The organism is Photobacterium sp. 270122K, from assembly GCF_059941365.1.
This window is the reverse complement of the sequence record NZ_JBPOEN010000009.1, coordinates 52267-77202: the sequence shown is the minus strand read 5'-3', so window position 1 is coordinate 77202 and position 24936 is coordinate 52267. Positions and strand designations below refer to the sequence as shown.

The following is a 24936-nucleotide window of genomic DNA, read 5'->3' as shown; positions in this document are numbered from 1 at the left end:
TGCTTTTATGGCCAGCACAGGCTGATCGCCAGTCCGAGACACACCAACATACCGACATAGTTGTTGTTCAAAAACGCTTTGAAACACGGCGCTCGCTCGCGGCCACGGATCAAATGCTGCTGATACACAAACAAGGTCGAGGCCAGCAGCAAGCACCAGTAGTACACCGCCGACAGCCCCTGCACCGCGCCCACCACAATCAACAACACCAAAGTGGTTAACTGCAACAGCCCGACAATCATTTTATCAAAACGGCCAAACAGGATAGCCGTCGACTTGATCCCGATGTTCACATCGTCATCGCGATCGACCATGGCGTACTGCGTGTCATAAGCAATGGTCCACAAAATATTGGCCACAAACAGCAACCACGCCACGGGCGGCAAGGTGCCGGCCTGTGCCGCATACGCCATCGGGATTGACCAACCAAACGCCATGCCCAGCACTAACTGTGGCAAGTGGGTGTAGCGTTTCATGAATGGATACATCGCCGCCAGAATCACCCCCACCACGGACAACATAATGGTCAGGGTATTCATGGTCAGTACCAGCAAGAAAGAGATCAGCACTAACAGGCCAAATAAGCCCAAGGCTTCCCGCTCCGAAACCCGACCCGATGGCATCGGGCGCTCAGCGGTGCGTTTCACGTGCCCATCGAAATGGCGATCGGCATAATCATTGATCACACAGCCGGCCGCACGCATGAAAATCACGCCAAGTACAAACACGGCCGTGACATGAGGGTCAGGCAGACCATCGGCGGCTAAAAACAGGGCCCATAACGTTGGCCACAGCAATAACAAACTGCCAATGGGGCGATCAAAGCGGGCTAGCTGCCAAAAGGCTTTTGCCTTGGTCATTTCCAACGTTCGGTCTCCTTATAAATCGGTGCATCCTGCAAAAAAAGTTCTGCCACCAGCAGTGGCTTATTATTGATCCACAATCGGGAACGGCGCGCCCATATCGGTGCCTCAACGGTCCCCACATTGGCAATCATTAAGGCATCGCGGCGTGCACTGCGATCGGTAAACACCCGAAAGCCCAGCGGCATATCCCCAAGTTGCGCGAGATCCTGCTCTTTCCCGGTTAACGTGGTGTCAGGGATCAGCGTGCGGGCAAACACCCACGGCACCCCATCCCCCTTGAGCACAACCTTGCGCAGCAAACACGCAGACGCCCCGAGTAACTGGCGTTCATCCCGCGCGAGGTGCTCCGATCCTATCGTCACTTGCTCCGTCAAGGAGACCGTGAACTGGCGGCAATGCTGCTCAAAACGGCGCGACAGTGAATGTTGCTCTAGCAACCAATGCCCAAAATCAGTCCCTGCGACGGGGGTTTCATCGGCCGCGACCCACTGGGCACTGCCCAACAAGGAATTGTACAACTGCTTGATTTCCGACATTTTTCCAACAAAAAAATCCCCCTAACCACCGCGAAGGGGCTTGGTAGATCCCGGTTAATTTATTACCATGAAGAAACACTATTGTAGCAAGCTGTCACCGGTAGGAATATCGTTACCGTCGAAAGATAGTTATTCGCAGCATCAAAACTACGTAACCCAATGAGTACAAAGATGAAAGCACAACTATCCGGCTTCTTTTTATTGCTTGCCAGCCTCCTTTTTCCTCTGGCAGTCCATGCTGAGAATGTGCCGGCAGTGTCTCCACAATACACGTATTACACCTTGGCCCCAGACATTACGACCAATTATGTAACCCAAGGCAAAAAAATTGGCTACCTGCGTTTGCAAGTTGATCTCATGGTGGCCGATCCGTCACTCATCCCAGAAGTCGAGCACCATGCCCCGCTGATCCGCGATGCCATTATCAGCATCATTGGCGAACAGCCGGAAGCCCGGGTGAAGTCACTGGCGGGACGCGAAGAAATTCGCCAAGCCTGTCTGGAAACGGTCAATGAGCTGCTGATCATGGAAACCAACAAGAAGCTCCTTACCGAGTTGTTGTTCACCAAATACCTGTATCAGTAAGCGGGTTTCACCCTGCGCCTGATAACAAAAAAAGCGCCTTTCGGCGCTTTTTCGGTTTTAGGTTCTAGGTTCTAGGTTTCGAGCTTCGAGCTTCGAGCTTCGAGTAGAATGTAGCTGGACATACTGTCGCACTGCACGATCACGCCGCATCACGGGCCTGACATTGGGTGATGTATTCCGCGACCGCTTGCTGCTGCGTCGCATCCAAATACAACCCCAACTTACTGCGTCGCCATAGCGCATCGTCAGCCTGCTGCACAAACTCTTCCGCCATCAAATAGTCCAACTCGCACGCGTATAAACCCGCACCAAAGTGCTGCCCCATCGCCGCTTCACTGCTGATATCAGCCAGCAGACGTTCAACCCGGCAACCATAACTGCTCACCCAACGCTGCAACGTTGTGGCATCCACCCATGGATAGCGCAGGGCGAGTTGCGCACGGTACGCCATCAAATCACCGGCTATTTCCCCGCCCGGCAGGGTTGACTGTGCTGTCCACGGTTGTCCCATGGCCGGAAAAAACGGCGCCAGTTTGGTCATGGCGGATTCGGCCAGTTTGCGGTACGTGGTCAGCTTGCCGCCAAAAATCGACAACAATGGCGCCTGCTCACCGTCTTGCTGCAAGGTTAAGGTGTAATCACGGGTGATCGCCTGCGGTGAGTCCGACTCGTCATCACACAACGGTCGCACCCCGCTGCACGTCCACACCACATCGGCTTCCGTCAACGGATGGGTAAAATGGGCATTGTAGACATCGAGCAAGTAACGAATTTCGTTCTGATCGATGGCCACTTCACGCGGATCGCCGTGATATTCCACATCCGTGGTGCCAATCATTGAAAACTTATCCAGATACGGAATGACAAACACAATCCGCTGATCATCATTTTGCAAAATGTACGCCTGCGGCTCGTCATGCACCCGCGGCACCACAATGTGCGACCCTTTGATGAGGCGAATACCGTACGGCGAAGGCAACGTTAACCCTTGATCATAAAACGCGGAGACCCACGGTCCGGCGGCATTCACCAACGCATGGGCATACCGTTCAAAACGCTCACCGGTCAACATGTCACGCACCGTGACCCGCCACAGATCATTCTCTTGTACCGCCTGTTCAACCCGGCACCGGTTACGGACTTCGCCGCCGCGCTCGGCCACTTCCATCACATTGAGGATCACCAAACGGGCATCATCCACCCAACAATCTGAGTATTCAAAACCGTGCGTCATGTGCGGGTGCAACACTGAGGTATCACCAAATCGGATCCCTTCGCTGGCAGGCAATGTGGTGCGTTTGCCGAGGTGGTCATACAAAAACAGCCCGGCACGGATCATCCATGCCGGACGCAGGTGCGGGCGATGCGGCAGACGAAAACGCATCGGGCGGGCAATGTGCGGCATTTTTTTCAGGAGCACTTCCCGCTCAGCCAACGCTTCAGCGACCAAGCGAAATTCATAATGTTCCAAATAGCGCAAACCGCCGTGCAGTAACTTCGAACTGGCTGACGAGGTCGCAGAGGCAAAATCTTGTCCTTCATACAACCCGACCCGCAACCCGCGCCCCGCCGCATCGGCAGCGATACCGGCCCCATTGATCCCGCCACCGACCACAATCACATCCAATATCTCGTGTGCAGCTCGCGTTGCCTCACCGTTTGCTACTGTCATTCTGCGCTCTCCGTTAGCGATCGGCGTTGTACGATCGCGGTCTGCCTTCACATAAACGCTCAATACCGAGCCTTAAATGTTCGATAACGAAAATAATAGCGAATAAAATGCGCAATATCATCCTAATAAAAGATCGCATTGGTGTTATTTTGATCGACATGGCATTTGTAAAAAAAGGGCACCCGGATTGGGTACCCTTTCATTGCCGATCGGCACATCGCTTGCCCGATCGGCAAGGTGATCCGCTAGACGCTAGACGTTACATGTTAGGCGTGAGCGACAATCTCCACGGCGATGTCGTGCTCAGTCAAACAGTGGGTCAATTCCGCAGGGGGCGACTGATCAGTAAACAGCATATCAACCTGACTGATATTACCCAGATTCACCATCGCACCACGGCCAAATTTGGTGTGATCGACACCCAGCATGACGCAACGGCTGTTTTCAATAATGGCCTGTTTCACCCGCACTTCATGGTAATCAAAGTCGAGCAACGAGCCATCAAGATCAATCCCGCTGATACCGAGAATGCCAAAGTCCAACCGGAATTGGGAAATGAAATCCACCGTCGCTTCACCGACGATGCCCCCATCGCGGTTACGCACTTCCCCACCGGCCAAAATCACCCGGAAATCATCTTTCCCGGTCAAAATGCTCGCCACATTGAGGTTATTGGTCACGATGCGCAGATCATGGTGATCCAGCAACGCACGTGCCACGGCTTCTGGCGTGGTGCCGATATCAATAAATAAGGTCGCCCCGTCAGGAATATGCTGCACCATGGCCATCGCAATGGCGTCTTTTTCTGCCAACTGCATCACTTTACGGGTGCTGTAGGAGGTATTCACGGAGCTGGATGGCAGGGTCGCGCCGCCATGGTGGCGACGGATATGATTATCGGCGGCCAATTCGTTGAGATCACGCCGAATCGTTTGAGGACTGACATTAAACCGAGCGACCAGATCATCGGTACTGACGTACCCCTGGCTTTGAACAAGATCTATGATTTCCTGATGTCGTTTGCTTTGCTTCACGGCGGTCGCAGCTCCTTTATCAACCTTGCCAGGCACTTTTAACAAGCCCGGTGTGTCATGCCATTAGGCATCACAAGCACTCAATGATCATCAACTGACGGGCTGAAAACAACAAGGCTTCGCGTAATGCGAAGCCTTGTCATCTTACCTAGTGTCAGGGGAATAAGCCAATGATGGCGATCCCACTCATGACGTTTGTAGGGGCTTTTGCGCCATCCGCTCGCGGTGCAATTTATTCTCACCCAGCAACGCCAGCAGCAAGAAGAAAATGGACAAGCCACACGCCGCGATCAGCACCATGAAGCCACCGTCCCAGCCGAAGTGGTCAACGGTGTAACCCAAAATCGCATTCGCCGCGACGGCACCGCCCAGATAACCGAACAGGCCGGTCAAGCCCGCCGCCGTTCCCGCGGCTTTTTTCGGCGCCAATTCCAACGCATACAGACCAATCAGCATCACCGGACCGTAAATCAAGAAACCGATCGCCACCAAGGCAGCCATGTCCACGGTCGGGTTACCGGCAGGGTTAAACCAGTACACCAGCACGGCCACCGTCACCAGTGCCATGAACAAAATGCCAGCCGGAGCACGACGGCCTTTGAAGAATTTATCCGACATCCAACCACATAGCAGGGTGCCGGGGATCCCCGCCCACTCATACAGGAAGTACGCCCATGAGGATTTATCCACCGTAAAATGCTTCACTTCACTCAGATACACCGGTGCCCAGTCCAATACGCCATAGCGGATCAGATAGACGAAGGCGTTCGCCACCGCGATGAACCAGAGCATTTTGTTGTTAAAGACGTACTTGAAGAAGATTTCTTTGGCGCTCATCTCCTGCTCTTGGGTGTTGTCGTACGTATCCGGATAATCATTTTTGTGCGCTTCAATCGAAGGCAACCCGCACGATTGTGGCGTATCTCGCATCACCAATAAGGTAAAAGCCGCCACCAACAAGGCAAAGAAAGCCGGCACATAAAACGCGGCGCGCCAATCATCGTTAAACGCCCATAGCCCCAACAGGAACAGCGGACCAATCAAACCGCCACCCACGTTGTGTGCCACATTCCAGACCGACACCAATCCGCCACGCTCTTTGCGCGACCACCAGTGCACCATGGTCCGCCCGCACGCCGGCCAGCCCATGCCTTGGAACCAACCGTTAAGGAACAACAGAATAAACATGGCCGCAATACTGCCCGTTGCCCACGGCATGAAGCCAAAACACAGCATCACAATCGCTGACATACTCAAGCCGGCCGCGAGGAAATAGCGAGGATTGGAACGGTCAGAGACGTTCCCCATCAAAAACTTCGACAGCCCGTAAGCAATGGACACGGCAGCCAGTGCCACCCCAAGATCCCCGCGGCTATAGCCATACTCTTCTATCAAGTAAGGCATCGCCAAGCTGAAATTTTTACGAACAAGGTAGTAGCCAGCGTAGCCAATAAAGATACCGGCAAACAGTTGCCAGCGCAGACGTTGATAAACATTGTCGACCTGCCCGTCGGGCAAGGGATCACGGTGAGGGGCAGGTTTAAACAGACCGAACATATCACATTCCTTTTTGCGTTATCGTTAACGAGGCATGGGTACAAACGAGCACAACACGCGCGAAATAATCCATTTCGCGCATAGTTCGCACATTATTGCGCCAATTCACGTAACAAAATGTGAATGTAATCGATTTGATAGGGATAATTTCCAGATCGGCGTCAAAACACGTGATTTTTTACTGGAAACAAGAGGTCGGTTGGCCTATCAACAAAAAAGGTGAACACCCGCCAAGATGTTCACCTTTCTCATGTTTCGCCGCCTTTTATACGGCGTAATAACAGGCCGTGTTAGGCTTTCGCCCGTCCAAACGTGGCATCGATCCAAGACAAGCCACAGCCGGTCAACAAACCGAATAAGTGGGCCATATTAGCCACTGACATGCCCACGACATCGGCAAACCCGAGCACGAGCCACACCAACATGAACGCGGCATAGGAATTGGGCAGTGACAAGTTACGCTCAGGGGCCAGCCAGCCCATCCACCAGATGTACCCCATTAGGGCGTAGACTACGCCCGATAAGCCACCAAAGTTCGGGCCAACAAACCAAAACTGGGCAAACCCGGAGATCAATGCCGAGAGCAAGAACACCTGCACTAACTTACCGCTACCGCTGTGTTGTTCCAGTTGTCCGCCCAGCAACCACCACCACAGGCAGTTAAACACGACGTGTAACACCGAAAAATGCAGTAGCGCATGGGTGAAGAAACGCCACACCTGCCACTGATCCCCGTCCATGAACGGAAAATGCAGCCAATTAAACAATGTCTGGCTAAACCCCAAGAACCACAACACCGCGATCCCGAGCGCTGCCACCAGCACCGTTAACGTAAAGGGGCCGGCTTGCTGTTTGACCATCTTGATCAAACTGGGGCTGCGGTAGAAAAATGTCGCGGTACGCGATTCTGCAACCGTCCATGAGGCGGCTTGGTATTTTTTATCTGACGGGTTAGCCAAAAAGTGGTTCAGCTCGGCTTCGGCTTCCACCAAGTACTGCCCGTCTTGCAGCCAAATGGCAAACATCCCTTCCGGCTCAGGGGCCAATGACAACGCAATACCGCGCGATGCCATGTAATCAATAAACGCCTGCGCCTGACGCGGGTTGGTTAATCCTGCTAAGCGGTACATATTCACTCTCCAAGGTCGCCAGCCACGCTCCGCTTCATTTTGGGAGCGTATACTGTTATCAGCATGCCTTTAGCGAGAGAATTTGTCGAGACGGTTTGTCGCCGCCGTCAGCAAGCCCATCCTGCAGCCATTACTCAGGCGATCACGCCATGTTCTCGCACGGCAACGCCTGTCGCTTCCACGCCTCAAAGCCACCTTCTAAACTGTACACACTGTCGTATCCTTGGTGGATCAAATACTGGGCGGCGCCTTGGCTGCTGATACCGTGGTAACACATCACGATCACCGGTTGCTCAAACTCCACCGTATTCATCAGTTCCACCATGGTGTCATTGGTGAGGTGAAATGCCCCTTGCGGGTGGGACAACGCAAACGACTGGGGATCGCGAATGTCCACCAAGATGGCACCGCTGTCGGGTTGGGTTAATAACTGCTGGGCTTGCTCGGCGGAAATCTGTTCAAACTGATCCATAAACTCGCAACTCTCTGACCGTAAGATCGGCCAGCAGGATCGCTGCTGACCAAGAAAATGTGATGATCGTCCGCTTCCTGATCGTCATACTATCAGTAGAGGCGGTTCCCCATTGTACCCCAGCAAGTTACTCACAACCCCATGCAAAAAGTATGGGTTATCCGGCCCGGCAATAACGCCCCGCAGCCCAGATCTGGCAAGGCTTGGCGATCACTGCGCTTCCGCCGCCCACACCACAATGTACAAAAAGCCACCACCTGTGGAAAAAGCTGTGAATTGCGTTGATAATGTGTTTTTCAAAAAAAGGATCCACTATATGTAGATCGGATCCGATCAAAAGCTGTGGATAAAAGTGTTACAGACGCCCCTTCCCGTGCCTGACTGTGAGCTATCTCCCAGATTTCAGGCACAAAAAAACCAGCCCTCGGCTGGTTTTTACGGATCTAACTTTGTGGATAGTTTTTCACGCGATACTGATGATCCTCAGGCGAAGTCGCCGACCGACTCTTTCAGCTTTTTCATCGCGTTTTTTTCTAACTGACGGATCCTTTCAGCCGACACGTCATAGTGATCCGCCAACTCTTGCAAGGTCGCCTTGTTGTCATCTAACCAACGGGAACGCACAATGTGCTGGCTGCGCGCATCTAAGCTCGCCAGGGCATTCGACAGGCGATTGTTCGCATGGCTTTCCCAGTTATTTTCTTCGTACTTCAGTGCCAAATCTGACGATTTGTCTTCCAGGTAATACACCGGCGCACTGTAGCTGGATTCGCGATCGTCATCTTCTGCTTGCAATTCAAAGGCCGGATCTTGCGCCGCCAATCGCGACTCCATTTCCCGCACTTCGCTCGCATCCACCCCAAGCTGCTCCGCGACCATGGCCACTTCGTCATTATTGAACCAGCCCAAGCGCTTTTTCGATTTACGCAAATTGAAGAACAATTTACGTTGCGCCTTGGTAGTGGCCACTTTCACAATACGCCAGTTACGCAGGACGTATTCGTGGATTTCCGCTTTGATCCAGTGCACCGCAAACGACACCAAACGCACGCCCACTTCCGGGTTGAAACGCTTGACCGCCTTCATCAGGCCAATATTGCCTTCTTGCACCAAATCCGCCATCGGTAAACCGTAGCCAGAATACCCACGAGCGATATGAACGACAAAGCGAAGATGTGACATAACCAATGCCTTTGCCGCATTAATGTCGCCATCAAAATGAAGACGCTCAGCCAACTCGCGTTCCTGCTCTGCCGATAACATCGGATAGTGGTTCACACTCTGAACGTAACTGTCCAGACTGTCAGCAGAAACTAAAGCCATTGATGTCATCTCTTGTGCCATTCAACAAACCTCGTGTGTTTTTTGTACCAATTGGAAATTGCTTGAACCCGCAATAATGCCCAGAAAGTGGGCACTATTGCAAGCGGGGCGCGTAATTTACCCCATTTGAAAAAGAAAAAACGTCAGATAGGTTCAATTTCTTTCAGGTGACGACCGGCGGATAAGCGGGCAGCCAGCAGGCCGAGGAACGCCGCGACCATCACAAGGATCAGGGTTTCATCCCAATACAGCCCAACTAAGCGGAATGAGCTGTCGTATAAGTTGGCCAACTGGGCCACGGCCTGTTCAAGCAACACGGTGATCACCACGGTCAACAACCACGCGATCGTGCCGCCAATCACGCCGTACCACATGCCGGTATATAAATACGGACGCAGAATAAAGCTGTCGGTTGCCCCCACCAGCTTCATGACTTGAATTTCATCGCGCTGATTGAGCACTTGCAAACGCAAGGTATTACCGACAATCAAAAAGACCGCAAACAGCATCAGCCCTGACACAATGGCAGCCAAGGTCACCACCAGTTGTTTGATCGCCGACAGGCGTTTCAACCAATCGCTGTCGAGACGCACTTCCGCCACTTCCGGCTGGGTACGCAACTGCGCGGCAAGCTGGCTGGCGGCATTCGCGCCTTGCCACTGCTCACCCGGTTGTACAATCACCACCGCGGGCAGCGGGTTGTCATCCAGCAGGCTAAGTGCATGCTCAAACCCCGCTTGCTGACGAAATTCGGCTAACCCTTGATCGGGCGAGATATACTGCACGTCACTGATCTCTGGCCAACCGGCCAGCGTGTCACGGACTTGCTCGGCTTCCGCGGCACTGATCCCGTCTTCCAGATACAACGTCAGTTGTGTCGGGGAATGCCATGTCTGTGCCACCAACGCCATGTTCTTGGCAAACAAGTAAAACGTGGTCGGTAACGTCAAAGCAAATGCCAGCACCGCCAGTGTGAGCACATTGCCCATGGGACGGCGCTTTAGATCCGTCAGTGCTTGCTTACATTGCTGCCAATGCACGCTGAAAAAGCCGGTTTTATTACGCGCCACAAGCGATCTCCCTCAGTTGGCCCTGATGCAAATCCAGACGGCGGTAGTTGTAGGTCGACAACAATGACGTGTCGTGCGTGGCCATCAGCACCGTCACCCCAACGCGGTTAAATTCCGCAAACAGGGCCATGATTTGGTGTGACAGCTCCGCATCCAAGTTACCGGTTGGCTCATCGGCCAACAGCAACAAAGGTTTATTCACAATGGCGCGGGCAATGCCCACCCGCTGTTGTTCACCGCCCGACAATTGGATCGGTAAACAGCGGGCTTTGTCGAGCAAGCCCACTTTATCCAACGCCGCCGAAACGCGACGCTTCACGTCTTTTTCGTTCGCCAACTCGACCCGTAGCGGCATCGCCACGTTGTCGAAGATGGTGTGCCGCATCAACAGCTTATGATCTTGGAAAATCATGCCGATGTTGCGGCGCAAGAAGGGGATCTGCTTACTGTCGATACGGCTGATGTCATGGCCGTTAAACCATACCTGACCATCACTCGGACGCTCCAGCGCACAAATCAGTTTCAGCAGGGTACTCTTACCTGCCCCAGAATGGCCCGTTAAAAATGCCATATCGGCGGGCTGCAAATGGAAATCCACCTTTTGCAGGGCCTGACGCCCACCGCGATAAGCTTTACTTACCTGCTGAAACCGGATCACACCTTATTCCTCGTCACTAAAGAGTGCTTCAATAAACTCATCCGCCGCGAAAGGACGCAGATCTTCAATCCCTTCGCCGATACCGATGTAGCGGATCGGGATGCTGAACTGATCCGCAATCGCAAAGATCACGCCGCCTTTTGCCGTGCCATCTAACTTAGTGATGGTGATCCCGGTGACCGGTGCCACATCACTGAACAGTTTGGCTTGGCTAATGGCGTTTTGTCCGGTTCCCGCATCCACCGTTAGCATAATTTCATGCGGCGCGGCCGGATCAATTTTCTTCATCACGCGGACAATTTTGCGAAGCTCTTCCATCAGGTGGCCTTTGTTTTGCAGGCGACCCGCGGTATCGGCAATCACAACGTCCACATTTTTCGCTTTGGCCGATTCAATCGCATCAAAGATCACCGAGGCACTGTCGGCACCGGTATGCTGCGCCACGACCGGCACATTGTTACGTTCACCCCAGACTTGCAGCTGCTCAACCGCCGCCGCACGGAAGGTATCACCGGCCGCGAGCATCACAGATTTGCCTTCGCTCTGGAATTGCTTGGCCAACTTACCAATGGTGGTGGTTTTCCCCACACCATTCACGCCAACCATCAAAATTACATACGGCTTGCAAGTGGTATCCACCACCAGCGGTTGCTCGACCTTGGCCAGCATCTCGCTCAATTCGTCTTTGAGCAGACCGTATAGCGCTTCACCGTCCTGCAAATCTTTACGGCTGGCTTTTTCGGTCAGGTTTTCGATGATTTTTAGCGTGGTGTCCATACCAACATCGGCCACCAACAGCTGTTCTTCTAATTCTTCAAACAGCTCATCATCGATTTTCTTGCCACGGAACAAGCCAAGGAACCCTGAACCAAAGTGGGTTTTGGTCTTTTTCAAGCCGCGCATCAAGCGCGCAAAGAAACCTTCACTTTTCGGTTTTTCTTGCTCGACTGTCACGGCCATGGCCGCTGCCTCTGCATTCGCCTGGGCTTGGGCCGCAGCTTCGGCATCGGCTAATGCCTTCGCCTGTGCTTCAGCTTCTGCTTCTGCCAACGCTTGCGCTTCGGCTTTCGCTTGTTCTTCTGCAAGTGCCTCTGCGGCCGCTTGAGCCTCCGCCAGGGCTATCGCTTCAGCGGCTTCTGCTTGTGCTTTTGCCTGCGCGTCCGCGGCAGCTTGTGCTTCAACCTCTGCTTGTGCGTCTGCCGCGGCTTTCGCCTCAACATCACTGTCTACGGATGCGTGTGCGTCATCCTGTTGCTTCGTTTGCTCGGTTGACTCATCAGAGCCAAAACCCAACCACGAAAATAATCCACGTTTCTTTTTTTCTGCCATTGGCAAATCCTAGAGCTTGATTGGTACAATTTGCGGCTTAAATACAGGTTAATAATACCCAACGTCCCTTTTGGCCGTGCTTCTCATCGCACTTAACACAAGGGTTTGGGTATACTATCATTTTCTCAACGGTCGAAGAAATCTATGACGAGACGCAGACAACAATCCGGGAAAAACCTTTCCCCCTCTAGCCGCGAAGGATTCGTACGGATCATCAGCGGACGCTGGCGTGGCCGTAAACTTCCCGTCCATGACGTTGAAGGACTCCGTCCGACCACCGATCGCGTCAAAGAAACCGTCTTCAACTGGCTGGCGCAAGATATGATTGAAGCGAACTGCTTGGATCTGTTCACCGGCAGTGGCAGCTTGGGCTTTGAAGCGCTCTCTCGTGGCGCCGAACACGTCACCATGCTGGAGCTGGATAAAAAAGCCGCTGAACAGCTTGAGAAAAACCGTCAAACCCTTGGGGCAGACAATGCCACGGTGCGTCATACCGATAGCTTAACGTACCTCAAGCAGCCGGGCACGCCTTTTGACGTGGTGTTCATCGATCCGCCGTTCCGCAAAGGGCTATTACCGGAAGTGATCACGCAGCTTGAGCAAAATAACTGGCTGACCCCGCACGCGATTATTTATATTGAAACAGAAAAAGAGCTGGGTGACTTACCGACACCGAGTCACTGGCACTTACACAAGGAAAAAACAGCGGGGCAAGTCTGTTACCGTCTGTTTGAAAGAGAGGGAGCATGAAAGCACTGATTCTGCTGGCCAAGGGCGCGATTGGTTTCGTCTGGCTGGTACTACTATTGAATATTTTTCACCCCTTCCCGGGCGTGGCGGCGATGGCGCTGTACATCATGACCGGCTTTTTGCTGATGATGCACGGCTTGCAAATGCTGATCTTCCTCGGTGCCTTTGGTGACAAACTCACCCTGACGCGCTGGGAAAAATGGTCAATCTTGATCTTCGGCATTTTTGCGTTGCTCGATATTCGACGCAAACACATGGTATAAAAAAGCGAGGCCACGGTGCCTCGCTTTTTTTCAGCGTCGCTGCCCTGCTCTCACTGAGCATCGAGCGCTTAGCATCAGTGGTTACACATGCGCTCTGGGTTGGCCAGCAAGGTCTCGCCGTCCTGTACCACTTTACGGCGGTCCAGCAAGAAGGTCAGCAGCGCCTCAAGGGTCAGGCCTTCTTGGCTGCAGGTATGAAAACGCACATCTTCCCCGTATTCCGCCTCAACCGCTTGCGTCAACGTGGCTGTCGTATACGGCGTGTCTGCCGCCAACAGCATATTCAGCACATTGTGGGCATGGACATTAGGTGTAAGGTTCTGCGTCATAAGGAGCCTCTCAAGCAATCGGTGTATTCAGTCATGGCCCTTAGCATAGCGCAGTGACCACGCACGCACGTTGACCCAAAACAATTTAATGTATTTATAATGCATGTTTAAAGAGGCAATAGCCTCACTTCGCGGGGCACTCGCTCCCACACTGCCAGCAGATCTCAAACGTCCCTGCGTTCTCTTCCCCACATTGCCCACACTGCCACAAGGTGTGCGTAGCCTCTTCGTACGCTTGCAGCACCGTGCGTGCTTGGCCTTGACGGGATTGACGCACCCACACACTCACTTCGACCACATTGGCCGGTAACTCACCCGCGGCAGCACTGAGCCCATCTCCCCGGGTCTGTGCGTCAATATTGTGGGCCAGCAGTAACCCTTTCAGGCTGTGCGCCTCCAGCATATTAGCGGCGCTATACACCTTGCACCAAGATTCATCCATCATCGACCTCCTTTATCTAGCCTAGTCGGTACAGACCAGAGCGCCTATTCACCGTTAGTCCGTCGCCGCATCACGGCGCGCGTCATCGGTTTCACTGATTGTTCCTCGTCGGCGACACATCCCCCTGCTACAGCGGCATGAAGCGCCAATAACCCAACGTGCAAACGATTACCCTATCCAACAGAGCCCTAACCGGGTAACGGGCGATCTAAACCGGGCTGTCATGGCAGGCATAACTCGCCAAAACAAGGTATCAAAACGCCAACAACAATCTTTATTATCAATGACATAAACAGAAGTGCGATGCAAATAAACAGAAAAGACGCTAGCCCGCACTCAAACAAAAAAAAGTGGCTTCACGCCTAGAAAAATAGGCGATGAATCACTATTTTGTCAGACAAAAATAGAGCGTCTTGTTTTATTCGCCTCTCATAACGGCAAGCAAAAAGCAGAACACACGAATACCTGACGCTACACTGACAAAAACCCCGTTTTTACATGTTTATTCTCACCATATGGTAAAAATGCACATTGCCGACAAAATAAACAGCAAAATAAACATCAAAAACAACATCTTAATTAAATATGCGCACCATAAATCACCAATGAACAGCTTTTAACCAACACAAATAATCACGTTTACTGTGCCATTTTCGCCCCATCAACGCCCTATAAAATGTTTTTATTACCGCAAAATGACATTGAGACTTGAGAAAGCAGTGAAAATGATGCTATTCTAGTCACATCAATTATCCAGTAGCACGCCAAGGAGCCTTCTATGTTCACATCTTCTCAAAAACAAGGCCTAGTTATGATCGCCGTCGTTGTCGGTCTGATGACGCTGCCTGTGATTTATTAAGTCTGAATTTGCATAAAAAAAGGTGCCCTAAAGGCACCTTTTTTTATGCGTGTTTGTTAGCGATAAGCGTTGGCTATCCGTTTTAAGACCTCGGCGATCAAGGCATGAGGTCGATACGGTGCCAATGCACAGAATAAAACCATAACGCCATCGCCGTTACGCCTAACACCAGCAAAATGGCGGCCGTCCAGACAAAACGCCCACTGCGCGGTGTCAGTTCTTTTTCACACACCTTACACGCGGCAATGAATCCTTTTTTATCGTCTAGCCGATAGCCGTCCTCGTGGACTGTTTTATTACGCACTGAGGCAATGAAACGCAGTTTGGCTATCACGTCATGGGGTAAACGCTCTTCACAACTGTTGATCAGCTGATGCAAGCCCTTTCCCTCTGCATGGTAATGCTCACGCAGTAAGCGCTCTATTCGCCTTGACCGTGTCACCACTAACTCAATATTCGCCATAATCCATGGTTCCTTTTTAATCGCTCACTGTAACTTACCGCGAGTTGGCCAGAAAACAAAGGGGGAATGGCTTCTCCGCTCCCCTCGCTCACCGGCCAGGATGCCCCCATTGAGCCTTCACGTTTTTCACCCTTCCCCTACGTGTTTCGAGTGGATTACCGTATCCGGATCACGCTTTGCTCTCTCGCCCATACTCTCACTGGCTGTCATCCGGAATAATAGCGGCAAAATGCGTCATACAAGCAGTTAGGAGGACTCATGCCAACTTGGATCATTGTGGCCGTGGTGGCCATGCTCACCGTTGCGGTGATTTTATTTATTCGTTTCTATCGCCGTCATATGCTGGGCGAAAACGCACCGGAACGCACGATTGAGGTCCAAATTCTCGATAAGCAAAGTAACGCCATCATTGGCGCACAACCGGGCGAGGACAACGAAGAGTACTGGATTTACGTGCAACCGACGAAAGGCGGTCCCAAGCGCGAGTTCATGGTGGGGATCCACTACTACCACCACCTGCAACCGGGTGACTGTGGCACCATGACCTATCAAGGCGTGAAATTTTTACACTTTGCCTTGCAGCGTGACTAACCCCAAGCTTCCATTATGGCACCAGCCAGGCCGTTTTAGCGCTTTTCGCCAATAGCCAACTGGCGGCCAATGACACCGCGGTGATCACCACTGTCAGCAGTGGGATCATCACCGCCGGTGGCCACACATCGCCATCAAACGCCCGTACCGGCCACAAAAACAGCGGATGCAGCAGGTAAATCCCCAAACTGTAGCGACTCATAAAGGCCATGCCGGTCATCAACCGGGATGAACACCGTGTCGCCAGATAGCGCCCCAAGGCAAACACGGCGGCGGCAATCAACGCGGTGTTGAGGGTTTTATACGATAACCAGCGGCCGACGGTGTATTCCCCCATGGCAAAGCTGCGACTCAGAACCATGTAATCGGTCACCACCAACGCCAAGGCACCCAGCCCCCATAACCAGCCCGCCCGCGGCCATTGATACTGAAATAAGCCATACCCCAGCAATAAATAGCCACTGTAGAGCACCAGCTCATGGCTCCACGGCCCGTCAATGTGGCATAAAAACAGCGTCGTCAGCCCCAACCACACGGCAGTCATGGCTGTCACGGCGGTGCGATCCCCGTGTTGAACGGCGTAGCGCAAAAATGGCACCACCAGATACAGCGGCAGGAAATAATAGAAAAAACCAAGGTGGTAATAGGTTTCATGCACGGGCAGATCGCGCAGTTTCTCCCACACCACCTGACCGTCAAACCCACCGAGGGTCACGCCTGACAACACGGCGTAAAAACATGACCAGACTAAAAACGGCACCAACACTTTGCCCAGCCGGCGTTTCAGGTAATAACCGAGCTCAAACGGCCGCTGATCGGACAGCATGAGCGCCCCGGTGATCATGATGAACACCGGTACCGCCCAGCGACTGGCGCTATTGATACTCACGGCGGTGATCCACTCGGCATCTGGAATTACTCCCAGCTGATCGCGGTAGGGCCCCAGCACATGAATGGCCACTACGGCCACGGCCGCCATGCACCGTAGCACATCAAAAAACAGGATCTTTTCTCTCACCGGTTTACTCCGCCTCTCTTCAACCAACTTACTGCCAGACTGCGCCAAAAACGCCAAAACGGCGCCTCCCCGCCAAGGAAGACACCGTTTTGACTATAGCAGCCAGTCACCATGAAGTAACTGATGCCAGAAGAGAAACCGCCTGTCGTGATTACGGCTGCTGACGCGTTGCCGCCAAGACGATCTCACGAATACACAGGTTTTGTGGCTGATGGTAGGCGTAGCTGATCGCATTGGCGATATCTTGGGGTGCAATCACACCGCCCATGCCTTCTTTCCACTCTTCGTAACCGTCTTTGATCGCGTCACTGGTAGTGTGGCTCAGCAATTCGGTGTCGACTGCGCCAGGAGCAATCGTAATGAAACGGACATTATCATCCGCCACTTCTTCTCGGATATTTTCCGTGATGGCATGCACCGCAAACTTGGTGCCGCAGTAGGCCGCGTGGTTCGGGAACGTTTTACGGCCCGCCACTGAGCTGATGTTAATCACGGTACCGTGCTTGCGGGCTTTCATCGGTGCCAGCACCGCGTGAATGCCGTTCAGCAAGCCCATCACGTTCACATCAAACATGGTTTTCCATTCTGTCGGATCTTGCTCGTGCGCCAAGCCAAGCAGCATGACACCGGCATTGTTCACCAAGCAATCCACCGGACCATACTGAGCTTCTGCTTCAGCAATCGCCGCAGACACCGCCGCACCATCGGTCACATCCACCTGACGGCACAGGGTATTGGGCAGGCCCAACGCTTCCAAACGGTCTAAACGGCGTGCCAACAACAACAAAGGATGACCGGCCGCAGACAAGGTACGCGCGGTGGCTTCGCCAATGCCAGAGCTGGCGCCTGTGATCACGACAAGAGATTGAGTAGACATAGTAATACCTTCAGAAAAGAAAACCTTGTCCCCATTGCGTCAGCCTATCGCTGTACCTTAGGGGAGCTCTTTCATCCACGGCCGTGTGATGTTGTCCGTCACTATAATCCGTTTTTCTATAAGTGAAAAATACGCATTTCTTCTGCTTATCATTGGTTTTAGTTATGGATAGCGCACTATATAAACAGCCGGCAAATTAACTTTTTTGAGACAAAAATTGAACAGTTGTGAATATTATGTGCAACTTTCTCTTGTTTTATGCATTAACAATAGCGTAACCTTTCGCAAAACACATATCGAAAGCCGTACCCATTGATGGGATTAAAACGATAAATGGAGGTCGGGATGCATAGCGCTTCACCGCAAACACAACACCCACAAAAACCACAAAAAACCCGCTTTACCCGGTTCCTCGACACCGTCGAGTGGCTCGGTAACTTACTCCCTCACCCCATCACCCTGTTCGCCTTGTTCTGTTTGGCCATCCTGATCAGCTCGGGGATCGCGGGCTACTTTGGCGTGTCCGTGATCGACCCCCGCCCAGAAGGCGCTCCGGGTCGAGCGGCCGATGGCATGATCCATGTCGTAAGCCTGCTGAACGCGGAAGGCTTGCAAAAAATTGTCGCACACCTGGTGACGAACTTTACCGGTTTTGCCCCGCTGGGCACGGTACTGGTGGCCATGCTGGGTGTCGCGATTGCTGAACACTCCGGCATGCTTTCTTCCGCCATGCGTGGCTTGGTGATGGGTGCGTCCAAACGCATGGTGACCTTGGTGGTGGTGTTTGCCGGTATCGTCTCAAACACGGCGTCAGAACTGGGTTATGTCGTCTTGGTACCATTGGCGGCCATGTTGTTCCATTCGCTGGGTCGTCACCCGTTGGCCGGTCTGGCGGCCGCGTTTGCCGGTGTCTCGGGCGGCTACAGTGCCAACCTGCTGCTGGGCACCGTCGATCCGCTGTTGTCTGGGATCACCCAAACCGCCGCACAAATGATTGATCCGACCTACACGGTCGGCCCGGAAGCCAACTGGTACTTCATGTTTGCCTCAACGTTTGCCATCACCATCATGGGTGCTTTGGTCACCGAGAAAATCGTGGAGCCGAAACTGGGTAAATACAACCCGGACGACGCCAGCGTGGATTTGGGGCAGGACAAGTTAGGATCGCTGACGGCACTGGAGAAGAAAGGCCTGAAGGCCGCGGGTATTGCAGCCCTGATCGTCTCGGCTCTGCTGGCACTGACCATCGTGCCGGAAAACGGCATTCTGCGTCATCCTGACACGGGCTTGGTGGCCGGCTCACCGTTCCTGAAAGGGATTGTGGCCTTCATCTTTGTGTTCTTTGCGATTCCGGGCTTTGTCTACGGGAAAGTCGTCGGCACGATGAACAACGATCGTGATGTGATTGATGCCATGGCCAAGTCGATGTCTTCAATGGGCATGTACATTGTGCTGGTGTTCTTTGCGGCGCAGTTCGTGGCGTTCTTTAAGTGGACCAATTTCGGTCAGGTGTTTGCTGTCGGGGGCGCGGACTTCCTGCAGTCCATCGGCCTGACCGGTCCGGCGCTGTTCTTCGCCTTCATCCTGATGTGTGGCTTTATCAACCTGATGATTGGCTCAGCGTCCGCACAGTGGGCCGTCACGGCGCCGATCTTCGTGCCGATGCTGATGCTGGTGGGTTACGCACCGGAAACCATTCAGGCGGCCTACCGTATCGGTGACTCGGTGACCAACATCATTACCCCGATGATGAGCTACTTCGGCATGATCCTCGCGGTGGCGACCCGTTACCAAAAGCATCTGGGACTGGGTACGCTGATTTCCACCATGCTGCCGTACTCCATGGTCTTTGTGCTGGGCTGGAGCATCATGTTTTACGTCTGGGTGTTCCTCTTGGGGCTACCTGTCGGACCGGGCGCCGCGACCTATTACAACGTCGCCGGTTAATGCCATCGACATCCGCACAAGCCGGGCATTCTGTCCGGCTTGTGCTTTTCTGCTATGATCGCTCCCACCTTCCCTCTGGTTCCCCAAGCGCATCACGATTATGGATCTACGTTTACTCCGCTGCTTTGTGGCAGTCTATGAAGAAAAAAATATCACGCTGGCCGCCGAGCGCTGCTTTGTCTCACAGCCGGCGATCTCGACAGCGATTAAGCAACTTGAGAATGAACTCAATACGCCGCTGTTCGAACGGCACAAAAAAGGGGTCACGCTGACCGATGAAGCCCATTACCTCTACCCGCTGGCCGTTCGCCTGCTGGCGGATGTACAGCGCTTACCCGGCCTGTTCCAAACTCGCACCCAATGCCTGACACTCAAACTGGGGCATTTCCCCGATCTCAGTCAAGCCGCCTTGGCCAGCGTCATGGCGACCTTAGGCGCACAGATCCCGCATTTATTGTTGGAGTTGGTGGATCACGATGCCCCGGCCGAGGCCCGCATTACACTGGATATGTTCAAACAGGACGGCGAGATTTTTTTGCCGTTATGGGAAGAGGATTATGTGTTGTGCATGCTGCCGGATCACCCGCTGGCCACACTCGAAAGCGTACGGCCAGAGCAATTGCATCAGCATGACTTTATTGAGTGCCCGCCGTGTGAGGCCCACCAGCAGACCATTGGTTTGTTAGCCTGTGATGGCTTGGCGGTGAATTTGGTAGCCAAGGCCGAGCATAAAACGCAGGTGATGCACTTGGTGCAGGCGGGATTTGGGATCTCGTTTTTACCGACGGGGGTATTGGAAGCAGCGAACCGACTGATCACTGTGCCGCTAGAGGGGCCACGGATGTTTCGTCGCTTAGGTTTGTGTTATCCGGCCAACAAAACGCTGAATCCAGCACTGGCCGCTGCGGTAAAAGCACTGAGCCAGTGGTCCCATTCCACCCCCGCGGATCGTTAGCGGTACGTCACCATCAGGTATTGCGACACCCATTGCATCGCCTGATGGTAACTGCTTCCAATCAACTCACTGCTCAAGCCCAATGCGCGACCATACTGATTCACCGTGGGCCAGTCGGCGTGTTCAAAGGCTTCCACCAGTTGTAACATCTGCCCCATCGTCCCTTGTCGCGTTAATAATGCCGTACGAATGTCCTGCTCCAGCGGCAATTGTGCTAATAGGTCTGGCAACGGGCTGTCGAGTAAGGCATCCAGTAATGACAATAACCCGGCCATAAAGGCCATTTTACTGTCGGCATGCACACAGCGGCTTTGTGCCAACACTTCGCACATGCGCCCACGGACCAATGACAGCACATACAATTCTTGCGGTTTATTGACCGTCGCTTGCGCGGTCGCCACCGCACTGACAAACATGCGCAGGCGATCTTCCCCCAAATAGACCAAGGCTTGGCGAAAATCACGGATCGGCACTTTCGTCCGTTGCGCCGCATTGTTAACGTAACGCAGCAATAAATAAGAGAGCGACACGTCGGCAATGATGATCTGCTCGACCCGTGAAAAATCCACCGCCGGTCGACAGACTTCCTGCAATAAACGCAACGTGGCCACGCGCTCAGGGGTGATTTGACGATTCTTCATCACTTGCGGGCGGCTAAAAAAGTAGCCTTGGAAAAAATGAAATCCGCCCTCAAGTGCACGATCAAAGTCAGCTTGGGTTTCCACCTTTTCCGCCAAAAACATCAATTTTCGATGGCGGTTATTGGCCACAAATTCACACGCGGCAGGTAAACCCAACGTCATTAAGTCGATTTTAATGATGTGTACATAAGGCAAAAAACGTTCCCAACGCGGATCCATTTCAAAATCATCGAGGGCAATCATGTACCCCATCCGGTGCAAATGACGGATCGCGAGAAACAATTCATCATTGGGCTCACACGTTTCCAGTACCTCGATCACCACCTGCTTTTTCGGCAGTAACGTCGGTAATAAACGCACTAAACTCTGCTGGGGAAAATTAATGAAACGGCGTTTGCCGAGATCGCACGCATCGCTCCCCATCGCAATAAAGTTTTCCACCAACAACCGGCATGTGGCCTTGTTGGCATCGATATTTGGAAAAGCATTGCTCTCGCCATCACGAAACAATAACTCATACCCGACCGTTTTCTGTTGACGGTTAAAGATAGGCTGACGCGCAACGTAAGCATACATGGTGTGAGTGACCCTCATGGCACACGAAAGGAATAACAGAGAATAATATCACTGAGCCATGCTGCATTCTTCACACGATTCCGTATTACGCCTAATTAACCACGCTTTATCGCGCAGAAAAAACCACAAAATGGCCACATACAACACAAAATTAAAATAATCCCGCCTATTTATGGAATATACATCCAGTTGCACCAATGTAACCCGCCATCCGCCCGACGCCACACGCAGATCACCCCTATTGTGATAATCCGGCCGAAAGTCGTGCACGTTCCTGATAGGACAAACGCGGATCTCAAACCCGCTTAGGTATATACTTGGCTCAGTAACGATTCACAGAGACCCCGCATGACAGCCCCTGCCACACAAATAAATGAGTTTACCCAAGAAACCCACTACCTTGAGACCCTATCCGGGCCGGCCGCCGCATTGTGGCAGCAACGCCAAGAGGGCGAGATACTGGGTGTCGGTCAACGGCGTATTGGTTGGGTGGCCTTCACGGCGGCGCAGCATGATAAAGCCATCCTCGTAGTGAACGGGCGCATCGAGAGCTATTGGAAATACCAAGAGCTGTTTTATGATCTCACTCGCCAAGGCTACGATGTGTACGCGTTGGATCACCGGGGACAAGGGGTATCCGATCGCTTGGCGACGGATACCGAGCTGGGCCATGTCGACCAGTTTGATGACTATGTGGCAGACTTGGCGACCTTCTACCAGACCGTGGTGGCACCCAAAGGCTATCACCACCGCCATATACTGGCCCATTCCATGGGCGGGACCATTGCCAGCCTGTTTTTGGCGCAACACCCTCACACGATCACCAGTGCGGTACTGAGTGCACCGATGCACGGCATTGCGATCAAAAACTGGATGCGGCCAATCGCTTCACCATTGGCGCGTGTGGTCGAACAATTTCAGCGTCAACCGAGTTACGCCCCCGGCCAAGTGCCGTATTACCCGAAACCTTTTGCCGATAATCCGCTCAGCCACAGTGCGGTGCGCTATCAATGGTTCCGCCAGCTCTACCATGATCACCCGGAACTGCGCATCGGTGGGCCCAGTGCCCGCTGGGTATGGCAAAGCTTAGCCGCCGCTAACCGCAGTGTGGCACAAGCCGGTGACATTACCGCGCCCACCCTGGTGTTGCAGGCCGGATTGGACAGCATTGTCGACAACGTCGCGCAACAACGTTTCTGCCACACCATGCAGCAAGCCGGACGCGACGGTCAGCTTCAAATCATTGACGGGGCGTTCCATGAACTGCTATTTGAACGCGATGACTTCCGCAATCCGGCGCTAAAAGCTGCGCTGGATCACTTTCGGAAAGCGGAAATCCACGTGCGATAAATTAGCCTCTTTTTTCTTCCGGTTTCTGGTTTACACTGCGGGCAGTCTCCCCATCCCGTGACGGTCATGGGGCTCTGTTTTTATCGCGAGAGGTTGCATGTACAAAATTATTGCGTCGGATCTGGATGGTACCCTGCTAACGCCTGATCATAAGATTGCCCCCTTCACCAAAGACGTCCTCAACCAACTTCATCAACAAGAGAAGGACTTTGTCTTTGCTACCGGCCGCCACCACGTGGATGTCGCTGGTATGCGTGAGCAATTGGGGATCCCGGCCTACATGATCACCTCGAACGGCGCACGCGTGCACAACTGCCAAAATGAAGTGATTTTCAAGCAAGACGTTCAACCTGACGTGATCCGCGACATCATCGCGCTGACCAAGCACGATCCGGCACTGCGCATCCATATCTACCGCAATGAAGATTGGTTGCTGAACCAAGAAGACGAAGCCCTGCGTGATTTCCACGACACCTTCACCTACCAGGTGTTTGATGTCGAGAACCCACCAGTAGAAGGCGTGGCGAAAATTTTCTTCACCAATGACGACCGCGACCATGACAAACTGGTGGTGTGGGAAGACAAACTGAATGCGCTGTGCGGCGATCGCGCTAACATCGCGTTCTCCACCCCGTGGTGCTTGGAAGTCATGGATGCCAATGTGTCGAAAGGCCACGCGCTGGACGCCGTTGCGAAAGCCAAAGGCTACACGCTGGCAGACTGTATTGCGTTCGGTGATGGCATGAATGATGCCGAAATGCTACGCATGGCAGGCAAAGGCTTAGTGATGGAAACCGCACACGAAAAAGTCAAAAAAGCCCTGCCTGATAATGAAGTGATCGGCAGCTGTGCCGATGAAGCGGTCGCGCACTACTTGGTTGAACACTGTCTGAAATAAGCAGCCGTTCTGCCCACAGCACCCCCATCAAAGCGGCCCTCGGCCGCTTTGTGTTTTTCGTCAACGTGAAAGGGCACCCCTTATGATGTCATCTCCTCCTACACCGCCCATTGCCGCTTGCCCACGCTGTGGCTTACGACACAACTGTATTTGCCATGCCGAGCCGCAGTTGCACAGCCAAAGTCACTTTGTGCTGCTCACCCACCCCCGTGAGGTCGGCAAAGCCACCAATACCGGCCAACTGATGCTGCGCAGCCTGCCCCATTGCCAGCGGCCGATTTGGGACAGGGTCAATCCGCCGACGGAACTCTTGGCGCAACTGGCCGATCCCCGTTTTCAGCCTTGGCTGCTGTTTCCCGGCGATGACGCGACACCCGCCCAACCGTATCATCCCCAAGACGGTAAGATCCCGCTGTTCATTGTGCTCGATGCCACGTGGCAGGAAGCCCGCAAAATGGTGCGACGCAGTCCTTGGTTGGCCGCCTTACCGCGCTTGGCACTCCAACCCACCAGCACGTCGCACTATGCCCTGCGCCGTAATCAGCAAGACGGTAACCTGTGTACCTGTGAAGCCGGTATTGCCTTGCTCGACATGCTCGGTGAAACGCACGATGGTCAGCAACTGCAGCAGTATTTCGACACCTTCATGGCCGTGTTTCATGCTGAACAAAGCGGTCACACCCTGTCCGCGAAATAGCGATTTTCATCAGCAAACAGACATAAAAAAACGGCAGCCAAGGCTGCC

General features: G+C 53.2%; 26 protein-coding genes. 9 read left to right on the top strand and 17 right to left on the bottom strand.

The window, feature by feature from the left end; genetic code table 11:
• Positions 1-5: 5 nt before the first annotated feature.
• Together ubiA and ACSF8W_RS16505 are read right to left on the bottom strand one after the other, a co-directional pair.
• Positions 6-860, bottom strand: coding sequence for a 4-hydroxybenzoate octaprenyltransferase (ubiA, locus tag ACSF8W_RS16510; protein WP_428475886.1), 855 nt, complete (start codon positions 858-860; stop codon positions 6-8).
• A complete protein-coding gene (locus tag ACSF8W_RS16505) occupies positions 857-1402 on the bottom strand; it encodes a chorismate lyase (protein WP_500848302.1) in 546 nt (181 codons plus the stop codon). The genes ubiA and ACSF8W_RS16505 overlap by 4 nt, the downstream gene beginning before the upstream one ends.
• A 171-nt stretch (positions 1403-1573) precedes the next feature.
• Between ACSF8W_RS16505 and ACSF8W_RS16500 the strand changes: the two genes are divergently transcribed.
• Positions 1574-1987, top strand: a complete 414-nt coding sequence (locus ACSF8W_RS16500; protein ID WP_500848301.1) for a flagellar basal body-associated protein FliL — start codon at positions 1574-1576, stop codon at positions 1985-1987.
• Positions 1988-2126: 139 nt separating this feature from the next.
• On the opposite strand, the gene glpD is transcribed toward ACSF8W_RS16500, so the two are convergent.
• The 9 genes from glpD to ftsY form a co-directional block, all read right to left on the bottom strand.
• Positions 2127-3659, bottom strand: coding sequence for a glycerol-3-phosphate dehydrogenase (glpD, locus tag ACSF8W_RS16495; protein WP_500848300.1), 1533 nt, complete (start codon positions 3657-3659; stop codon positions 2127-2129).
• 266 nt (positions 3660-3925) lie between these two features.
• The gene (locus tag ACSF8W_RS16490; protein ID WP_500848299.1) at positions 3926-4693 is read right to left on the bottom strand and encodes a DeoR/GlpR family transcriptional regulator; all 768 of its coding nucleotides are present in this window, start codon (positions 4691-4693) and stop codon (positions 3926-3928) included.
• A gap of 186 nt (positions 4694-4879) precedes the next feature.
• Positions 4880-6250, bottom strand: coding sequence for a glycerol-3-phosphate transporter (gene glpT, locus ACSF8W_RS16485; RefSeq protein WP_500848298.1), 1371 nt, complete (start codon positions 6248-6250; stop codon positions 4880-4882).
• A gap of 290 nt (positions 6251-6540) precedes the next feature.
• The gene (gene glpG, locus ACSF8W_RS16480; RefSeq protein ID WP_500848297.1) at positions 6541-7380 is read right to left on the bottom strand and encodes a rhomboid family intramembrane serine protease GlpG; all 840 of its coding nucleotides are present in this window, start codon (positions 7378-7380) and stop codon (positions 6541-6543) included.
• A gap of 142 nt (positions 7381-7522) precedes the next feature.
• Positions 7523-7852 carry a thiosulfate sulfurtransferase GlpE gene (gene glpE / locus ACSF8W_RS16475; protein ID WP_500848296.1) on the bottom strand — a complete coding sequence of 110 codons (330 nt, stop codon included), beginning with the start codon at positions 7850-7852 and terminating at the stop codon, positions 7523-7525.
• A gap of 483 nt (positions 7853-8335) precedes the next feature.
• Positions 8336-9196, bottom strand: a complete 861-nt coding sequence (gene rpoH, locus ACSF8W_RS16470) for an RNA polymerase sigma factor RpoH (protein WP_500848295.1) — start codon at positions 9194-9196, stop codon at positions 8336-8338.
• A 122-nt stretch (positions 9197-9318) separates the two neighbouring features.
• Positions 9319-10245, bottom strand: a complete 927-nt coding sequence (ftsX, locus tag ACSF8W_RS16465) for a permease-like cell division protein FtsX (protein WP_500848294.1) — start codon at positions 10243-10245, stop codon at positions 9319-9321.
• Positions 10235-10903 carry a cell division ATP-binding protein FtsE gene (ftsE, locus tag ACSF8W_RS16460; RefSeq protein ID WP_428475877.1) on the bottom strand — a complete coding sequence of 223 codons (669 nt, stop codon included), beginning with the start codon at positions 10901-10903 and terminating at the stop codon, positions 10235-10237. Before ftsE ends, ftsX begins: the two co-directional genes overlap by 11 nt.
• Before the next feature lie 3 nt (positions 10904-10906).
• On the bottom strand, positions 10907-12232 hold the full coding sequence (gene ftsY, locus ACSF8W_RS16455; protein ID WP_500848293.1) for a signal recognition particle-docking protein FtsY: 1326 nt from the start codon (positions 12230-12232) through the stop codon (positions 10907-10909).
• A gap of 144 nt (positions 12233-12376) precedes the next feature.
• Here ftsY and rsmD point away from each other — a divergent pair, with 144 nt between their 5' ends.
• On the top strand, positions 12377-12982 hold the full coding sequence (gene rsmD / locus ACSF8W_RS16450) for a 16S rRNA (guanine(966)-N(2))-methyltransferase RsmD (protein ID WP_500848292.1): 606 nt from the start codon (positions 12377-12379) through the stop codon (positions 12980-12982).
• On the top strand, positions 12979-13245 hold the full coding sequence (locus tag ACSF8W_RS16445) for a DUF1145 domain-containing protein (RefSeq protein ID WP_500848291.1): 267 nt from the start codon (positions 12979-12981) through the stop codon (positions 13243-13245). Before rsmD ends, ACSF8W_RS16445 begins: the two co-directional genes overlap by 4 nt.
• Positions 13246-13319: 74 nt before the next feature.
• On the opposite strand, the gene ACSF8W_RS16440 is transcribed toward ACSF8W_RS16445, so the two are convergent.
• The 3 genes from ACSF8W_RS16440 to ACSF8W_RS16430 form a co-directional block, all read right to left on the bottom strand.
• Positions 13320-13574 carry a YecH family metal-binding protein gene (locus ACSF8W_RS16440; protein WP_500848290.1) on the bottom strand — a complete coding sequence of 85 codons (255 nt, stop codon included), beginning with the start codon at positions 13572-13574 and terminating at the stop codon, positions 13320-13322.
• Between the two features lie 124 nt (positions 13575-13698).
• Positions 13699-14019, bottom strand: coding sequence for a putative signal transducing protein (locus tag ACSF8W_RS16435; RefSeq protein WP_500848289.1), 321 nt, complete (start codon positions 14017-14019; stop codon positions 13699-13701).
• Positions 14020-14972: 953 nt separating this feature from the next.
• Complete coding sequence (locus ACSF8W_RS16430) at positions 14973-15338, bottom strand: DUF4145 domain-containing protein (RefSeq protein WP_500848288.1); 366 nt, start codon at positions 15336-15338, stop codon at positions 14973-14975.
• Between the two features lie 258 nt (positions 15339-15596).
• On the opposite strand from ACSF8W_RS16430, the gene ACSF8W_RS16425 reads away from it, so the two are divergent.
• Positions 15597-15929 (top strand): DUF2500 domain-containing protein, encoded by a 333-nt coding sequence (locus ACSF8W_RS16425; RefSeq protein WP_500848287.1) that lies wholly within the window; start codon positions 15597-15599, stop codon positions 15927-15929.
• 13 nt (positions 15930-15942) lie between these two features.
• On the opposite strand, the gene ACSF8W_RS16420 is transcribed toward ACSF8W_RS16425, so the two are convergent.
• Both ACSF8W_RS16420 and ACSF8W_RS16415 read right to left on the bottom strand, forming a co-directional pair.
• Positions 15943-16947 (bottom strand): acyltransferase, encoded by a 1005-nt coding sequence (locus ACSF8W_RS16420; RefSeq protein WP_500848436.1) that lies wholly within the window; start codon positions 16945-16947, stop codon positions 15943-15945.
• Between the two features lie 151 nt (positions 16948-17098).
• Positions 17099-17824: an SDR family oxidoreductase gene (locus tag ACSF8W_RS16415; RefSeq protein ID WP_500848286.1), complete on the bottom strand. Its 726-nt coding sequence runs from the start codon at positions 17822-17824 to the stop codon at positions 17099-17101.
• Between the two features lie 345 nt (positions 17825-18169).
• On the opposite strand from ACSF8W_RS16415, the gene ACSF8W_RS16410 reads away from it, so the two are divergent.
• Positions 18170-19771, top strand: a complete 1602-nt coding sequence (locus tag ACSF8W_RS16410) for an AbgT family transporter (protein ID WP_500848285.1) — start codon at positions 18170-18172, stop codon at positions 19769-19771.
• 100 nt (positions 19772-19871) lie between these two features.
• Positions 19872-20726, top strand: coding sequence for a LysR family transcriptional regulator (locus ACSF8W_RS16405; protein WP_500848284.1), 855 nt, complete (start codon positions 19872-19874; stop codon positions 20724-20726).
• On the opposite strand, the gene ACSF8W_RS16400 is transcribed toward ACSF8W_RS16405, so the two are convergent.
• Positions 20723-21943, bottom strand: a complete 1221-nt coding sequence (locus ACSF8W_RS16400; RefSeq protein ID WP_500848283.1) for an EAL and HDOD domain-containing protein — start codon at positions 21941-21943, stop codon at positions 20723-20725. The two genes, ACSF8W_RS16405 and ACSF8W_RS16400, sit on opposite strands and share 4 nt — an antisense overlap.
• Positions 21944-22291: 348 nt before the next feature.
• Here ACSF8W_RS16400 and ACSF8W_RS16395 point away from each other — a divergent pair, with 348 nt between their 5' ends.
• From ACSF8W_RS16395 to ACSF8W_RS16385, 3 genes are all read left to right on the top strand, one after another.
• Positions 22292-23293 carry an alpha/beta fold hydrolase gene (locus tag ACSF8W_RS16395; RefSeq protein ID WP_500848282.1) on the top strand — a complete coding sequence of 334 codons (1002 nt, stop codon included), beginning with the start codon at positions 22292-22294 and terminating at the stop codon, positions 23291-23293.
• A 97-nt stretch (positions 23294-23390) separates the two neighbouring features.
• Positions 23391-24191, top strand: coding sequence for a Cof-type HAD-IIB family hydrolase (locus ACSF8W_RS16390; RefSeq protein ID WP_428475864.1), 801 nt, complete (start codon positions 23391-23393; stop codon positions 24189-24191).
• Positions 24192-24273: 82 nt separating this feature from the next.
• Positions 24274-24888, top strand: a complete 615-nt coding sequence (locus ACSF8W_RS16385; RefSeq protein WP_500848281.1) for a tRNA-uridine aminocarboxypropyltransferase — start codon at positions 24274-24276, stop codon at positions 24886-24888.
• Positions 24889-24936 lie beyond the last annotated feature (48 nt).

What these genes read in the sequence shown, in the direction of transcription:
- ubiA (WP_428475886.1), bottom strand. Translation starts at nt 860, where the DNA reads ATGACCAAGGCAAAAGCCTTTTGGCAGCTAGCCCGCTTTGATCGCCCC.
- ACSF8W_RS16440 (WP_500848290.1), bottom strand. Translation starts at nt 13,574, where the DNA reads ATGACGCAGAACCTTACACCTAATGTCCATGCCCACAATGTGCTGAAT.
- ACSF8W_RS16435 (WP_500848289.1), bottom strand. Translation starts at nt 14,019, where the DNA reads ATGATGGATGAATCTTGGTGCAAGGTGTATAGCGCCGCTAATATGCTG.
- ACSF8W_RS16430 (WP_500848288.1), bottom strand. Translation starts at nt 15,338, where the DNA reads ATGGCGAATATTGAGTTAGTGGTGACACGGTCAAGGCGAATAGAGCGC.
- ACSF8W_RS16505 (WP_500848302.1), bottom strand. Translation starts at nt 1,402, where the DNA reads ATGTCGGAAATCAAGCAGTTGTACAATTCCTTGTTGGGCAGTGCCCAG.
- rpoH (WP_500848295.1), bottom strand. Translation starts at nt 9,196, where the DNA reads ATGGCACAAGAGATGACATCAATGGCTTTAGTTTCTGCTGACAGTCTG.
- glpG (WP_500848297.1), bottom strand. Translation starts at nt 7,380, where the DNA reads ATGTACCGCTTAGCAGGATTAACCAACCCGCGTCAGGCGCAGGCGTTT.
- ACSF8W_RS16400 (WP_500848283.1), bottom strand. Translation starts at nt 21,943, where the DNA reads ATGTATGCTTACGTTGCGCGTCAGCCTATCTTTAACCGTCAACAGAAA.
- glpT (WP_500848298.1), bottom strand. Translation starts at nt 6,250, where the DNA reads ATGTTCGGTCTGTTTAAACCTGCCCCTCACCGTGATCCCTTGCCCGAC.
- ACSF8W_RS16390 (WP_428475864.1), top strand. Translation starts at nt 23,391, where the DNA reads ATGTACAAAATTATTGCGTCGGATCTGGATGGTACCCTGCTAACGCCT.
- glpD (WP_500848300.1), bottom strand. Translation starts at nt 3,659, where the DNA reads ATGACAGTAGCAAACGGTGAGGCAACGCGAGCTGCACACGAGATATTG.
- ACSF8W_RS16415 (WP_500848286.1), bottom strand. Translation starts at nt 17,824, where the DNA reads ATGTCTACTCAATCTCTTGTCGTGATCACAGGCGCCAGCTCTGGCATT.
- ACSF8W_RS16410 (WP_500848285.1), top strand. Translation starts at nt 18,170, where the DNA reads ATGCATAGCGCTTCACCGCAAACACAACACCCACAAAAACCACAAAAA.
- ftsY (WP_500848293.1), bottom strand. Translation starts at nt 12,232, where the DNA reads ATGGCAGAAAAAAAGAAACGTGGATTATTTTCGTGGTTGGGTTTTGGC.
- glpE (WP_500848296.1), bottom strand. Translation starts at nt 7,852, where the DNA reads ATGGATCAGTTTGAACAGATTTCCGCCGAGCAAGCCCAGCAGTTATTA.
- rsmD (WP_500848292.1), top strand. Translation starts at nt 12,377, where the DNA reads ATGACGAGACGCAGACAACAATCCGGGAAAAACCTTTCCCCCTCTAGC.
- ACSF8W_RS16500 (WP_500848301.1), top strand. Translation starts at nt 1,574, where the DNA reads ATGAAAGCACAACTATCCGGCTTCTTTTTATTGCTTGCCAGCCTCCTT.
- ACSF8W_RS16425 (WP_500848287.1), top strand. Translation starts at nt 15,597, where the DNA reads ATGCCAACTTGGATCATTGTGGCCGTGGTGGCCATGCTCACCGTTGCG.
- ACSF8W_RS16395 (WP_500848282.1), top strand. Translation starts at nt 22,292, where the DNA reads ATGACAGCCCCTGCCACACAAATAAATGAGTTTACCCAAGAAACCCAC.
- ACSF8W_RS16445 (WP_500848291.1), top strand. Translation starts at nt 12,979, where the DNA reads ATGAAAGCACTGATTCTGCTGGCCAAGGGCGCGATTGGTTTCGTCTGG.
- ACSF8W_RS16385 (WP_500848281.1), top strand. Translation starts at nt 24,274, where the DNA reads ATGATGTCATCTCCTCCTACACCGCCCATTGCCGCTTGCCCACGCTGT.
- ACSF8W_RS16405 (WP_500848284.1), top strand. Translation starts at nt 19,872, where the DNA reads ATGGATCTACGTTTACTCCGCTGCTTTGTGGCAGTCTATGAAGAAAAA.